This window comes from Aerosakkonema sp. BLCC-F183 (assembly GCF_041929145.1).
Classification (GTDB): Bacteria; Cyanobacteriota; Cyanobacteriia; order Cyanobacteriales; family Aerosakkonemataceae; genus Aerosakkonema.
Genome location: NZ_JBHFNU010000027.1, coordinates 1 through 12,658, shown reverse-complemented (window position 1 = coordinate 12,658; position 12,658 = coordinate 1). Strand labels below are relative to the sequence as shown.

The window sequence follows — 12,658 nt, the reverse complement described above, 5'->3', positions numbered from 1 at the left end:
TTCAAATCCACTTCCCGCCACTATGTCAACCTTTTGCAGGGCAAGTGTTTCAGCAATAACTGAGGCGCTTGCTTTGTTGTTTTCTCTCAGGTTTCCCTCAAGCTGTTTCCAAGCTACCTCAGAAATAGGCGACATGGGTAGGTGGTGATACTTGAGAGATACTTATACTTACCCTCACTTTACATAGGCATAAGTAATAAGCTGGGCCAAACAAGATAAATCAGAAAAGGGCCAGAACGAGTAAGTGAGTGCAATCGCTCAAGCCCCTCTGATAGGGCCAGCAGATTGTACAGGGTTCGCTCGGTCTATCAAGGTTTCCCTTCGGCTCCACTACGTTCCGACCTTGACATCCCTCCCTACACCCTTCCCAACTGCTTTTGTCCCTATCAGAGGAGGACTTTCGCTGATGCCCTGATGCAAGAGGGTGTGATTTACGGGGTGGGGGTGTGCCTACCAGCGATCACGCTAAACCTGTATACAGGTATCGCCTTATCACTAAAGGTGTATACAGGTATTGGGTATTAGGGCAACTTATCAATCGTGTCTTTTTTTCGGGAAATGTCTTGCGTATTTTGGAAGTTAATTAAATTAGCTATTTAATTAAATGAGTTAATTAAATACTCAATTTAATTAAACGTCAAAATCCACGTAAGGTAGACAGCCCTAAAAGCTCGATTGATAAGTCCCGCTTAACTGTAAAAAAACCCTCCCTGGCTGACATACCAAGGAGGGTCGGAATGAGGCGATGAGTTTGGCGCGATCGCGGGGTTGACGGAAGTGAACTAGGCGAGGTTAGAGAGCAGGGGGAGGTAGTTAATCGTCAAAGGGAGGGTTTTCGTCTCGTTATCAGCCAAGCGCTTCATTCTGTTACAGAATCCCTCGAAGCCGTCTCGGTTTTTAAGTACGATGCACCCAGCGCTTCCGGGCACATTAGCATCGTAATGGATGCCTAATTCGGCTCTCGTTCCATTGCCATTTTTTTGTTTTACCGGGTCAGGGGTGATATGAAAGAAATTTCCTTCAATTCCCTTGGTCGGTAAGTAATAGGGTGTTGTGGGAATTTGATAATCAAACCCATCAGGTATAGGCCCTCGGCCTCTTGCCCACAAATCGTCTTTTGATTGCCAACCGCGACTCCCAGAAGTTGCCAGGTAGTCTACTATTCTGCCGTCGGGGTAAATCAATCTTAGATTCCCCCATATCAAGTTTTGCGTCTCTAGAAGTTCGAGAGTGAATATTAGCTTGGGTGTTTCCATTTGTGTTGAACTAAAAAGAAAGAACAAAGTTAATTTAGTTAGGAGTAGCAATAGATATTCGCTAAATCTACTGCCATCCAAGCCCAAGATGAGTTTGGGTCGTTATCCTCGAAACTCAACTTGATTTCGGTGTTAATCCAGCTTGCTGTGTTAATCGTGGTCACTCTTAGCCAATCCGAGTTAGCGTTGCCGGAAAGAGTGCCAAGCGTATAGCTTGCGAGAGTGGAATTGTCGGACACTTTAACGATTTTCATCAATTTCAAGTGCCCATTCGTTGCGCCACCGCCTGCGATCGCAAGCGTCAGCTTGTTTTTTAAAGTTAGATTCCCAACCTCTAGTTTTCCTGTCGCTGTTTCACCCGGCCCTGAATCAAGTCGCGATCGCCAGTAAACTTGATTGCTTCCGTAGCCATTCTGCAAGCCCCAGTTGCTGTCAGCGTACAAAACATCGATTCGATTGGTAATGATTAGACTGGGGCTTCGCTCGCCCGTGTGTGAGACGTATGGCATTCCCCTTCCAGGTTATTTCCCGCTATTTTTCTCTTCCGGCGCAATTAACAATGCTTGGGTGTTGATTAACTGCTTCAACATATCTAAGTCACGAAATATCCTATTTGTAACTTCAGTGTAATTCTTGAAGGTATTCGTCTCATGACGCTCAATTGTTTTTAGGATTTCCTCCTGATTTCTCTCCAATATATCGATTGAAGTTTTGATTTCCTCGAAATCTCTTTGGGCTGCATACCTTTTTTTTGCTTGAGAATCTAGCCACAGAAGTAGTGCGACAACATATCCGCCCAAGCTCAAAAGTTTATGAAGTAAGTCAAGAAAATCTGGCAATTGAAAAGTAGCTAGTAAGTTATTCACCTTGTTCTGTAATTGAAGTAAATGGGTCGGTTTAGCATTCTTGGGACACTCTATGTTTCCGTCCACTCAACAACGGTGCAACTACCTGTCCCGATTGTCCAGACGGCGTTAATGGCGCTCTCCGGCGGCAATCCGGGGAATTCGTAAGTGGTATTCGGTGGAACTACAGCGTCTTTAGTTGTGGCACTAGCGGGGCTTGCTACTACTGCGTATCGAACGTACATAACACCCGCGCTTTCGTTGATAATATCCAGTCCGACGCGACCAGTTCGTGCAGCGAGTAACGCTACCGCCGTCGTGGAGGCATTGACAGGTGTTCGCACAGGAACTCCCTTGCGAGTGCCGATGATTGAACTCCCTGTTAATGAAAAAGCTGGCATTTCTAGAACCTCCCAAATTTTAACGTTTACATCTGGTAACCAGGCAGGGAAATCAATCAATAAGTTATACGGATTATCCCCGTCCGGTATTTGTATTGCTTCGGCGAAATTCAGCTTCACCGAAGTTTCTAAGGTAATCACTTCCCCTACACTTAATAGTTTTTTAAATGTCAAGAAAGCTCCTGTATAGCCCTTGTGGGTTGACTCTATCTTGATAGCAAGGTAGGGCTTTGACAGGAAAACACTTAATGATTTGATAGGCGCTATTCCAACTTTTGACGAGGCTTTTTCATATAAAAGGTCGCCAATAATCATTTAGCCCCCTGCTTGTCTTTTGACGTAATTAGGTAAAGGCCACCCTCTCATATCCGCGCCGCGAGTACAGTGAAAATCCTTGCAAGTTTGAGGTCTGTTTTCGTAAATCTCGCAAGTTCTTGTCTGGCGGTTTAGACATCGACAAAAGCCATCGCTACCGCGCTTCATCACAAGGTTATCCGCTCTGTCAATATCAAGATTCCCCTCGTTTATAGCTCCGTTAAGTACTTCCTCATCAAACACAATAGTTCCGATTAACGCACAGCATTGAGCTTGACAGTAGGGAAGCGCGTCAACGCAATCGCAATCAAAGCGAAGCCACACTCCATCGGCCCCTAACTCTAGTTCCATCGTTCCACTAGGGAAGGTGCGAATTATTTGTCTAGTGGGTTTAATGCTATGGAGCCTTTCCAGCACGTCGTTGGCTACTATTTCGCCTTCTAGGATTTCATTACTTCGCATAAGTATGCCTTATTAATGATGGGTTTTTGGCGGCGATAGTCTTGCGTATTTTGGAAGTTAATTAAATTAGCTATTTAATTAAACGAGTTAATTAAATACTCAATTTAATTAAGAGTCGAAATACGCAAGAGATAACGCCTGTTTTTGGAGCGATTGATAAGTTCGCCTTATTCGGGTAGAATTTCGTAGGCACTTGGTAGAGCGGCGATATCCACGTTCACTTGGAATGGCACACGCTGGGGATTGCTAGCCCCCGCAACTGTGATCGCGAACGGCGTACCCTTAGTTACTGACCACCGCTGAGGTTGTTGTTCCGCTTGCAGCTTTGTATCGTAAAGGTTTGCGAGTAATTCCATTAAGGCTCTTAAGTAGCTCCCGAAATCTCCCGTAATTGAGTCAATCTCTGCCGCTTCCAATCCATAGGCTTGGAAATCAGAAACGTTAAAGCTCACCACCCCGGTTAAGGGATTCACCATCCACGAAGGAATTACTTGAGATGGACTTTGCTTCATATTTGTGCTATTGCCTCCAATATTTGTTGATATTTGTCAGAGATTTCACCTGTGTATCGAAACACGGCTAGCTGTATTTCGTCATGCCACGGCGGTACAGAACAAGTTAATCGCCATATCTGTGGCGCAGGATTCATGAACATTAGAGTCTGTTTCTTGTCTGAACTTCGATATATGGGAATCCGAAATCTTTTGACTAAAACAGATGAGGAAATGTCAATACTGTCTGAACCAACTGCGATTCCTGGTGCTGGGATTTGTTGATTGACATAGCACCCTAATCGCCATGACGGTTTTGAGCTTGGGGCGATACATCTTGCTGCCATTATTGGGCTTCTAGCAGACAAGGGAATTTCAAAGTCGGGAATGGCAATTCTTGTATCCCCAGAAATCGGTTTTGTTTTTATCCCAAAAAACTCGCCTTCCCATAAGTCGCCATTTTGAAGCGGCAGTCCTTGTATGGCGTTCATCGCGATATTTAGTCAGTGATTAATCCAGTTTCAGAGAGTGCGTCCGTTACCGACTCAAGGTATTCATCCATGTTCATTTCATGACTTTCTACTATGTCTAGAAAAGTTTCACTATCTGTCCTTCCTAGCGCAAAATCAGTACAAGCTTGATTGATTTTTAGTGAAGCTTCTAGCAGATAGTCTTCTTGAGCTTTGTCAACGTCGCTTAGCCATAGTTCTACCGCTAGAAGCCTTCGGATTGAATCAACAAGAATTAGCTCTGCCATAAACTACCAGATGATGTCTTCTGGGAGAAAAGATACGCTTCTGGATTTTCCTTCAACCGCAACTCCTACTTTTGTCTTGATTGCTTCGATTCGGTCTTTTATTATGTCGGTATCAGCCTTTCTTCCGAACGGATAAGTATACGAAGCCCCTCCCTTGGTTTTATATTTCCGCCCGGTTAGTTGGCTGTCTTTGGTTGACACTGTACCTGTAGTATTCCGAGTAGAAACTATCGCATTCGCGGGGACGTAATTTCCGTTGAATACTCCGGTATTCCCCGCTGTTATTTGCAAGTCTTCCGTTGGGTCTATTCCGGCATTACCTTTGCCATCAATAGCTCGCTTAGACACTCGCATTAAAGCTTTCGATTCTTCGCCTTTAAGTCCAAAAAGTTTACCCGTATAAGCAAGTAGTCCTTTTGTTTGTGAATCAGCGTTACGGGAATAACTAACTGTTATGCTACCTCCAAGATAGTCTTGGAATTTTTTTAATTGCGTCCCAGCAGGCGCTTGAACGGCTTCTGCACTACCAGCGCCACCCGCAGACTGTAGGTATTTCAACGCTGCCTTTAAAGCCCTAAAACGTGCTTTTCTGCCCATCCGTTATTTTGATTTCCTCCTAGCTCACAATTCAGTTGTAGCACCGATTTTAGGGCTAGGAGGCTGACGGAAACCTATAGGTTTCTTAACGAGGTGAGCTAGACGTAAAGGAGCCTTGGAGATAGTCCCCTATGGTTAGCTTCTGGCCCTACAAGCTTGATAGGTTCGGGGTATTCGGCCCAGTTGAACTCCGCTGAATGAAATCGCACTTCTCCCGTGGGACGCCGCCGAGGTTTCTTGACAGTTTTACCTAGCACCCTCTTAGTTCCGGGATTGACAGGAAAGCTACCTTCGTTATCACTTTTGTTAGCTCCTTGGTCTTCAAATGAGTGATACTGAATTGACAGTATTTTCTTAGCCACTCGCCTGCCTTCTTCGTGAGAGAAAGCGTAAATCCTTAATTCATACCCATTCTTTAAGTCCCGGTAAGAATAGATTTTTGGGCCCTTTTTCCACTTGAAGGGCGATGGTTTCGCGAACTCATTGAAGATTTTTTTGGCAAGAGCCTTGAGGCGAGTTGTTGTAATTTCGCTTTCCTCCCACATCAACCGAAAACTGATTTCCGCATCCAAGATACCTCGCTCATATTCATTTTCATCATCTGTTTCTCCCACAAATTTCAAATTAATCTGTGGTTTTAGAGTAACAGTTTCACTTTTGAATTTCGCTACGGGCAACGTATACATAGGTGGTTGTAGACGACTTGAGTTTCCCACTGTTATCTCAAATAGCAAAACTCTCGCGATCGCTTGTATCAAGCTGTCGTCCTGTCGTACAAGGCAGCCAATTTTTAAGCTCGCCTTTCCTTGTTGTACGATGTCATCTTCCGGGACTTGCTTGAAATATCTTCGGACTCTAGGGTTATGGAGTTGGAGATATAGTCGTTTTATATGTTCGGCTTCATTGCGTGGTAATGGCATTAGTCATTGTCTCCATCGGTAGGTTTCGCGTCATCTTCACTCACGGCTTTACCTTGCGACTTAGACTTATCAAGGTTGACCTCCTCTGTCAAAGTCTTAACTCCTTTGTCTAAGTCTTCCTTGAACTTCTTGTTATTGTCTTGAATTTCCTTGAGCGCTTCCTGGCTTTCCAAAATATTTTCTGTGATATCTAGGAATACACTTGAAAGATTCTGGATGTCTTGGAGTTTCCTTTGGATAGCAGTCTCACGATTTACCTTTTCTGGCAATAGCGGCCCCCTATCTTCTAGCACCCCACTTTTTCGTAGTAAATTGCCAACCTTACCACTATTTTCGGCGGCAATCGAAGCGATTTCGTTAGTTGTGTTGGCGAAATCTCGGATGCTCTAGAATAGAGTATTTGCGCTACTAACGATTGTATTGTAAGCGGCCCACTTAGCTTTAATCTGTGTCCAAGCTGTTACGCCAAAGATTTGTTTACCCCAGGAATCCAGCAAGTCCTTGACTGATTTAGCGGTGTTAACACCCTCGTCATCAATACCTTTAATCCCAAAGGCGTTTAATACTGCATTAATTCCATTGTCGGTAACTTGCATTAAAGTCACCCCGATATTTCGACTTAACATAGCCGCGTTGTGCAAGGTAACAATTAAGGTCACGGCGTCCATAATCTTACCAACATTAATCATGGAAGCTATTTTTCTGCCTTGGTTTTTAAGTTGGTTAAACCCTCCGTTTATCGTTGTTCCTAGTCCGCTCACCGCACCTTTTACGCTTTCTGCGTTTTTCCATGCTGAATAACCCAGTGTACCTGCGGCTATTGCCGTGCTTGCTGCGATCGCCGTTTTATAGGCAGTATCAGATTGAGCAGCGATAGGCATTCCAACTGTGGCTGCATGAACATCAGAGAGTTTTGTTCCCGGAGCTTCGATTGCCGCTTTTGATAAGGTCGCTGTTGAGCGTTGCAGCGCCCCCGTATTTATCTGATTGAAAGTAAAATTTGTTTTTTCCTTTAAGAAGTCAAAGTTCGCACTTTGGAATGTTTGAGCAGATGTGAATTTGCCCATTGTTTGAGAGTGATTAGATTTGATTAATTCTTCTAAATTAGCCACTTCTGTCAATGCCTCATTTGCTGTAAATTCTACATTAGTTAAGCCCCGCTCAAACGCATTTACTTGTTGTTGAGTACGAGCTTGTTGGTTGTTTAAACTTCCCAGAGCCACTTCTAGCGCAGCAATTCTTTCGTCTCTTGTAATATTAGTTTCTATAATTTGGGAGACTGCATCGGCGCAGGCTTTTATCATAGTAAACAATTCTTCTGCCGCGCGTCGAACGGTATCTGCCATCAAAGCGATGTAACTAACAATTACAAGTACCTGACCAAGTACCTGTGCCGCATTTTTAGAAAAAACAACAAGTCCTTTTATTCCCCCTTGAGCTATAGAGATTCCTGACGCGCTCATTACTCGGATTTTGTCTTGCAATATCGGAAAGCTAGTTACGTACTCATCGAATAGGTTGCCGCTAATAAAAGGTACTCGATTATTTGCTAGAATTAAAACCTTTTCCCTGAATTTAGGAAAAGCCACTAAGAATTCATCCAGCAAGCTTCCTCCCACAAAACCAGGGAAAGCAATGACAGTACCCGTATTTATTTGAAGGTTGTTTGGGTTTGCGGGTGGTGGCGTAGTTCCCCAAATTGTGTCCCACCAATTTAACGAATTCCTTGCCTCGTTCATTGGGACGGCGACTTCTGATTCTTGAATTTTTTGAGAAAATTGAAACTCTAATTCTGTTGCAACGTCATCGATTTTGGTCGCCGTTGTTCCTAGTGAATTAATTAAATTACTATATTCAGCCGTACCACCATTTTGAGGCATACTATCGCAAACTCCTTAGATTATTGACAATTGTATCAAGCCTTTCATTGGCTCGTTGATTGTCTTGCAGGAACTTACGATATTCATCAAAACTCATACAGAAATATCCCTCTCCAATTGCATCGTCTATTCCTATTTGAACGTCGCAGATTGGCGGCGGTGGCGGCGGTGGTGGTGGTGACGAAGGTTGCCACGGTGGAGCCGGGATTGGGTCTGGCGCAGGCGGTGGTGGGGATGGTGATTGCCATGTTTGCAAAGAAGAAATAATTAGTGATCCTACATCCGTCACGTCAGCGACGGGAAATTGCCTTCTGTATAAGTAAAAACGGAGGTCGGAATTATCCGGGAACCAAACACGTTTGTCCACAAAAGTCTCTCTCCCGTTGTTCCAAATCGGGCGGCTGTAGTGGTTGACGGATTCAGATACGGTGAATCTACTGAGTCCTGCCGTGAAAAAAAAATATTTTTCGAAAGTGCCGGTTCTAACGTCACCATTAACCCAAGAAACTGATGTGTACGTAATTCGACCAAAAAAAGAAGTGTTTTCATCCCAAGAACTTTGAGGTTCTATCGGTGGAAATCCGCCTCCAAAATCTTGCGGTAAGTGAATCGCTGGGTTAAATTCAGGGGGAAAAGTTTGAAATATTGACATTTTTAAATAAGGGTGTTTGACGCTGTTGCAAAACAAGAATAACGCTCTTAATGATCCTTGTCTTTAGTGCTTCAACAGGGGTGGCATAAGCGCATCTTATCAAAGCGCCACAAAATGTCGCTCAACTCTTGCGTATTTCAGGAGTTAATTAAATAAGCTATTTAATTAAACGAGTTAATTAAATAAGCTATTTAATTAAGAGTCGAAATACGCAAGAGATAACGCCTGTTTTTGGAGCGATTGATAAGCCTGGGTTATAGGCGTCGCTACTGAATCCTAAAGAGGCAAAGAAAGGGTCGATATTACCACGTAACGTCAGCTATTGCAACACTTTCCTGCGCTAAACTTAAGATTTTCTTTATATTTGTCGCAATTGTAAATAAATGTAAAGCTTGTAAAGAGAAAATAGAAATCCCGCAAACCCTTATAGGTAAAGCTTTTGAGTGTGCAGACTTAGCCGTTTTTTGAAAAATGCTCTGTTGACAAGCCAAAACCGCCTGTTGCACCATACGGAACAGGTCGGTTACTTAACTGGCCAGTGAACGGCGGGGTGACTGTCTAGCAAACTCCCACCCCGCGTTTAACTCCCAAAAGTATTAATTAAAGGAGCATATTTCATGCTACCCCATGAATCTGGCTTTGAAAAGACCAGTCCGGGAGAACCCGTAGGCATAAGTACGGGAAATTGCGTAGACCCATCTAGGTCGAGCGTTTTTTGGGACGAGATTCCTTGCAATCCCCTAACGGTGGTACTCGACCGCCGAATGTTGCTAGAGGGCGGATACCAATGATCGCAGTTTATGGCCATACCGAAATTTAGCGCCAAGCGATATGTCGAGGTAATTTACGACCATCGATTTGTGATCGAAAAAATCACTTCAACCATCCTGAACCCACTCAAGTGTAAGGATTTAGGGGAGGTCGCATCGTTAATTAACCAAGATATTTCGCGAACAATTCCGGTGATTGCGTGTAAGACCTATAGCTTGCACGGGCATCGAGTAGTGCGGGTTTCTGACTTAGAAGCGTTAGGGATTAAGGTCAATGAAATCAAGCCAACAAATGCCTGATGACGAGCAAAATCAAGTAGGCGAGTCGCAATCTTATAGTGGACTAGCTCTCTTTTGTAACGACCGTCGAGAGTGGTCTGTTATCCAAATTTACGGAAAAACAGATAGCGAATTCCTCTGTCACGCACAGCCCCTGGAAGACGCCTTAAGGATTTACTTGGACAACCATTTCGACATTCCATTTTGAGTCATGGGAAAACCTGTTTTTTCGGGAATAGCTATTGTTTGCGAGACACCGTGGGAACATCAAATAAATAAAACCCTTTGGTCTGTTTTGCAAATAGAAAAAGGCACGATCGTTAAGCGCAAAATCGAGAAAGTAAGCTTCTCAAAAGCTTTACTTGTATACCTTCGGAGGCGGTGAATGAGCAGGAAATACTTTAACGTACCAGTAGTTTGGTATTCCCCCGCCGGGGAGCGCGTGGTCTTCGATAGCAAGCTAGAGTTTCGGTGTTTTGAAGCCTTGAGACTTTGGATGCTTCAAGTCCGCGAAATTCACGGAATAACTTGCGAGCTTGAGCGACAAGTGCCTATTCTGATCAAGCAACGAAGCAGCAACTATCCAGAGATGTATTGGAAGGCTGATTTCGTACTTTTCAATCATCACAAGGAAGTGTTGGCGATAGTGGAAGCTAAGGGGTTTCCAACCGATAAATTTAAATCCAACTTGTGGTTCCTGGATTTAGAGAACCCCTGTTTGTTCAATCGAACAATAATCGTGGGAACGAATGAAGCAAAAATCGATAGGGCCGTTAAAATGATTCCATTCGACCGATTGCTTTCTGCGTTAAACGACTTAATCATTGGCGGTGAGTTAGGACAACTTTTGATTAAACAGGAGAAACAGCATGGTTAGTTTGAGAGACGCGAAATATTCAGGTTTTCCGGGATACAAAGAGTTGAGCGTTGATTTCTCAAAAATCAACACATCAATCGAAGTAAAAGAGGGCGTCATCAAAAAATATGACAAATTCATTGTTATTTTCATGGTGACTGACAAAATTGACGATTTGTGGAAACCGGAAGAGTTCAAACCTAGTGAGCCAGTGCTTCTCGTGATTCACACAAGCACATACGAACGCTGGACAAAGGACAACCCCAAAACGCCCACTGAACCTAGCGAACTAGAACTAGCGATCGCAGAATGGGCGAATGACTCCGGATGGTTAAATAAACCCTTCCAGGGAGAACTGATGCTAATGGCAGCACTCGCTAAGACCCTAAAAAAGAAAATCCCAGGAGTATCAATACTTAACGAGCCGGAAGAACTCGAAGGGTTGAGTGTCCTGAAAAATATTCCTTCTCCAAGTTCGTCACAAGCTGGCGGTGGCGGCAAGCAAATTAAGATGTCGCCTATGGACAAAGACGATGCCATGCGAGAGTTCTATCGCCGTTTTATGAATGACAAGGACGGAATGCTTTGTGAAGGCGAAGAGTCCGGAGCTAAAATGCTTGGACATCACATGATGTGCTTAAAGAAAAGCGACCCTGATTTCTACGAGGAAATGCGTTTTCTGATTGATTTGATGTTTAGGTAATCCCTAGAATCACCCCAGTTTTTATTGACTGGGGTGACCGCAAATTGGCTTGGATTCAAGTAGAAAAATGAGTGAAAAACCGCAATCAAGAACGAGAAATGTCAATTACTCCCTTTTTCGGGATAGCAGCCTAGAATCGATAGATTCTAATTACTGGGACACAGAATTGGAAATAGGACAGAATATTGTCAATTTAATTAATAATTCTGTCATCCTACCCCAAAGGAATCTGCAAGTCCCAATCATCGCTTCCTACTTCATTCACCGAACTGAGGCGGCGTGTGATCGCGATTTGGACTAAGCCATTTGAACTCTTCACGAAGAGCGAGAAAGATGAACTGAACGGGGAAGACTTGACCGACAAAATCGACTTGGTAAGCACTGACCTGTCCCCCTTAAATAGGAAATTTAAGGAGTTCTGGGAGCAGGAAGCTAAATTGATTGAATTCAGTTTAATGAAAAAGAAACTGAATAAATCCAAGAAATTCTGCTCTGAGGCGTTCGACTCAACCCGATGGACTATTTCGGTGGATGTTATCTCCACTGGAATCGTTACGGGCATTTTCGATGGAATAGAGGAGGGAATTGAACATTTCAATCAATACTGGGAGGAGTTCGATTTACGAACAGAAGCAAGTGCAAGTATTACGTCTAAGATACTCGGTGAGTTCATCGAGAAAGAGATGAGACTGATTAATGAAGTCAACCAGAGGGCGGGTCACGTCGTTATTCCACCAGAAGTTGAACCCTTGAAAATCAAGAACCTAATGAACAAGGCTTCATCTGAAGGTCTATTGGATTGCTACCCATCTCCACAGCTAACAGCGGAATACATGGGAGAGCTAGGTTGGCGACTGGGGAAAAACGGTGAAGGAAAGACGGTTTGGATGCCGATTGTAATGTAACCATAAGGTATTTGTGTCACTGAACTTTTCGGAGACTAGGCAACACTATGCGGTGTTTCTTGCGGAATTAAAAATCGTAAGTAAAACACTTGACCTTGCGATCGAATCATTCTCTAGGGCAATCGATGAATCCGAAAAGGAATCACGGGAACCCATCAATTCGGTCGTTCTAGAGATTCTGGATGAGTTGGAATTGCTTGATAATTGGTTCAGGCGATGCCAGCAACGCGCTGAAGAAATCAAGTTCTTGAAACTACAAAAGTAGCAAGAGGTGAAATGAAGATTCGACTTGAATTCAAGTTACAAGATTGCTGGATTGGAGTTTACTGGAAGCAGGCCGCCACTCAATTACATATTTGGATTTGCCTGGTTCCGTGCTTTCCAATCCATCTGATATTCCAAAAAAATCGCAGAGGCACTGAAGGTAATGACTGGAGTTTAGACTAACCGCGCCCTAAAGCGCGGTTAGTCTAAACTCCTATAAATAAAAGTAAAAAGATAAAAAACAGTCGTACAAGTGTACTAATGACACAGGTACGACTGTTTGGTAGAAGCTTAAAGTTGTACCA

The 12,658-nt window shown here is 43.6% G+C and carries 18 protein-coding genes; 5 read left to right on the top strand and 13 right to left on the bottom strand.

Annotation, left to right across the window (positions count from 1 at the left end; translation table 11 throughout):
- Nucleotides 1–782: 782 nt before the first annotated feature.
- From ACE1CD_RS07515 to ACE1CD_RS07455, 13 genes are all read right to left on the bottom strand, one after another.
- A complete protein-coding gene (locus ACE1CD_RS07515) occupies nucleotides 783–1,256 on the bottom strand; it encodes a L,D-transpeptidase (RefSeq protein ID WP_374795688.1) in 474 nt (157 codons plus the stop codon).
- A gap of 38 nt (nucleotides 1,257–1,294) precedes the next feature.
- Nucleotides 1,295–1,765, bottom strand: coding sequence for a hypothetical protein (locus ACE1CD_RS07510; RefSeq protein ID WP_374795689.1), 471 nt, complete (start codon nucleotides 1,763–1,765; stop codon nucleotides 1,295–1,297).
- A gap of 12 nt (nucleotides 1,766–1,777) precedes the next feature.
- Nucleotides 1,778–2,122 (bottom strand): hypothetical protein, encoded by a 345-nt coding sequence (locus ACE1CD_RS07505; RefSeq protein WP_374795690.1) that lies wholly within the window; start codon nucleotides 2,120–2,122, stop codon nucleotides 1,778–1,780.
- Nucleotides 2,123–2,172: 50 nt separating this feature from the next.
- Nucleotides 2,173–2,676: a hypothetical protein gene (locus tag ACE1CD_RS07500; protein ID WP_374795691.1), complete on the bottom strand. Its 504-nt coding sequence runs from the start codon at nucleotides 2,674–2,676 to the stop codon at nucleotides 2,173–2,175.
- A 141-nt stretch (nucleotides 2,677–2,817) separates the two neighbouring features.
- Nucleotides 2,818–3,279 (bottom strand): YkgJ family cysteine cluster protein, encoded by a 462-nt coding sequence (locus tag ACE1CD_RS07495; RefSeq protein WP_374795692.1) that lies wholly within the window; start codon nucleotides 3,277–3,279, stop codon nucleotides 2,818–2,820.
- A 167-nt stretch (nucleotides 3,280–3,446) separates the two neighbouring features.
- Nucleotides 3,447–3,791 carry a hypothetical protein gene (locus tag ACE1CD_RS07490; protein ID WP_374795693.1) on the bottom strand — a complete coding sequence of 115 codons (345 nt, stop codon included), beginning with the start codon at nucleotides 3,789–3,791 and terminating at the stop codon, nucleotides 3,447–3,449.
- Nucleotides 3,788–4,261 (bottom strand): hypothetical protein, encoded by a 474-nt coding sequence (locus ACE1CD_RS07485; protein WP_374795694.1) that lies wholly within the window; start codon nucleotides 4,259–4,261, stop codon nucleotides 3,788–3,790. The genes ACE1CD_RS07490 and ACE1CD_RS07485 overlap by 4 nt, the downstream gene beginning before the upstream one ends.
- 8 nt (nucleotides 4,262–4,269) lie before the next feature.
- On the bottom strand, nucleotides 4,270–4,527 hold the full coding sequence (locus ACE1CD_RS07480; RefSeq protein WP_374795695.1) for a hypothetical protein: 258 nt from the start codon (nucleotides 4,525–4,527) through the stop codon (nucleotides 4,270–4,272).
- A gap of 3 nt (nucleotides 4,528–4,530) precedes the next feature.
- Nucleotides 4,531–5,085, bottom strand: a complete 555-nt coding sequence (locus ACE1CD_RS07475; RefSeq protein ID WP_374822854.1) for a hypothetical protein — start codon at nucleotides 5,083–5,085, stop codon at nucleotides 4,531–4,533.
- Nucleotides 5,086–5,222: 137 nt separating this feature from the next.
- On the bottom strand, nucleotides 5,223–6,044 hold the full coding sequence (locus ACE1CD_RS07470) for a hypothetical protein (RefSeq protein ID WP_374795697.1): 822 nt from the start codon (nucleotides 6,042–6,044) through the stop codon (nucleotides 5,223–5,225).
- On the bottom strand, nucleotides 6,044–6,337 hold the full coding sequence (locus ACE1CD_RS07465) for a hypothetical protein (protein WP_374822851.1): 294 nt from the start codon (nucleotides 6,335–6,337) through the stop codon (nucleotides 6,044–6,046). Before ACE1CD_RS07465 ends, ACE1CD_RS07470 begins: the two co-directional genes overlap by 1 nt.
- Nucleotides 6,338–6,430: 93 nt before the next feature.
- On the bottom strand, nucleotides 6,431–7,924 hold the full coding sequence (locus ACE1CD_RS07460) for a hypothetical protein (RefSeq protein ID WP_374822848.1): 1,494 nt from the start codon (nucleotides 7,922–7,924) through the stop codon (nucleotides 6,431–6,433).
- Nucleotide 7,925: 1 nt separating this feature from the next.
- The gene (locus ACE1CD_RS07455; RefSeq protein WP_374795699.1) at nucleotides 7,926–8,291 is read right to left on the bottom strand and encodes a hypothetical protein; all 366 of its coding nucleotides are present in this window, start codon (nucleotides 8,289–8,291) and stop codon (nucleotides 7,926–7,928) included.
- Nucleotides 8,292–9,193: 902 nt separating this feature from the next.
- On the opposite strand from ACE1CD_RS07455, the gene ACE1CD_RS07450 reads away from it, so the two are divergent.
- The 5 genes from ACE1CD_RS07450 (at nucleotide 9,194) to ACE1CD_RS07430 (ending at nucleotide 12,089) form a co-directional block, all read left to right on the top strand.
- A complete protein-coding gene (locus ACE1CD_RS07450) occupies nucleotides 9,194–9,367 on the top strand; it encodes a hypothetical protein (protein ID WP_374795700.1) in 174 nt (57 codons plus the stop codon).
- Between the two features lie 253 nt (nucleotides 9,368–9,620).
- A complete protein-coding gene (locus tag ACE1CD_RS07445) occupies nucleotides 9,621–9,833 on the top strand; it encodes a hypothetical protein (RefSeq protein ID WP_374795701.1) in 213 nt (70 codons plus the stop codon).
- A 177-nt stretch (nucleotides 9,834–10,010) separates the two neighbouring features.
- A complete protein-coding gene (locus ACE1CD_RS07440; protein WP_374795702.1) occupies nucleotides 10,011–10,502 on the top strand; it encodes a hypothetical protein in 492 nt (163 codons plus the stop codon).
- Entirely contained in the window at nucleotides 10,495–11,184 is a 690-nt protein-coding gene (locus ACE1CD_RS07435) for a hypothetical protein (protein ID WP_374795703.1), read from the top strand. The genes ACE1CD_RS07440 and ACE1CD_RS07435 overlap by 8 nt, the downstream gene beginning before the upstream one ends.
- 281 nt (nucleotides 11,185–11,465) lie before the next feature.
- Entirely contained in the window at nucleotides 11,466–12,089 is a 624-nt protein-coding gene (locus ACE1CD_RS07430) for a hypothetical protein (RefSeq protein ID WP_374795704.1), read from the top strand.
- Nucleotides 12,090–12,658: the final 569 nt, after the last annotated feature.

Bases quoted from the DNA above. Each gene is read 5' to 3' on its own strand.
- ACE1CD_RS07435 (WP_374795703.1), top strand. From the start codon at position 10,495: ATGGTTAGTTTGAGAGACGCGAAATATTCAGGTTTTCCGGGATACAAA.
- ACE1CD_RS07445 (WP_374795701.1), top strand. From the start codon at position 9,621: ATGAAATCAAGCCAACAAATGCCTGATGACGAGCAAAATCAAGTAGGC.
- ACE1CD_RS07440 (WP_374795702.1), top strand. From the start codon at position 10,011: ATGAGCAGGAAATACTTTAACGTACCAGTAGTTTGGTATTCCCCCGCC.
- ACE1CD_RS07460 (WP_374822848.1), bottom strand. From the start codon at position 7,924: ATGCCTCAAAATGGTGGTACGGCTGAATATAGTAATTTAATTAATTCA.
- ACE1CD_RS07485 (WP_374795694.1), bottom strand. From the start codon at position 4,261: ATGAACGCCATACAAGGACTGCCGCTTCAAAATGGCGACTTATGGGAA.
- ACE1CD_RS07495 (WP_374795692.1), bottom strand. From the start codon at position 3,279: ATGCGAAGTAATGAAATCCTAGAAGGCGAAATAGTAGCCAACGACGTG.
- ACE1CD_RS07480 (WP_374795695.1), bottom strand. From the start codon at position 4,527: ATGGCAGAGCTAATTCTTGTTGATTCAATCCGAAGGCTTCTAGCGGTA.
- ACE1CD_RS07450 (WP_374795700.1), top strand. From the start codon at position 9,194: ATGCTACCCCATGAATCTGGCTTTGAAAAGACCAGTCCGGGAGAACCC.
- ACE1CD_RS07515 (WP_374795688.1), bottom strand. From the start codon at position 1,256: ATGGAAACACCCAAGCTAATATTCACTCTCGAACTTCTAGAGACGCAA.
- ACE1CD_RS07490 (WP_374795693.1), bottom strand. From the start codon at position 3,791: ATGAAGCAAAGTCCATCTCAAGTAATTCCTTCGTGGATGGTGAATCCC.
- ACE1CD_RS07470 (WP_374795697.1), bottom strand. From the start codon at position 6,044: ATGCCATTACCACGCAATGAAGCCGAACATATAAAACGACTATATCTC.
- ACE1CD_RS07510 (WP_374795689.1), bottom strand. From the start codon at position 1,765: ATGCCATACGTCTCACACACGGGCGAGCGAAGCCCCAGTCTAATCATT.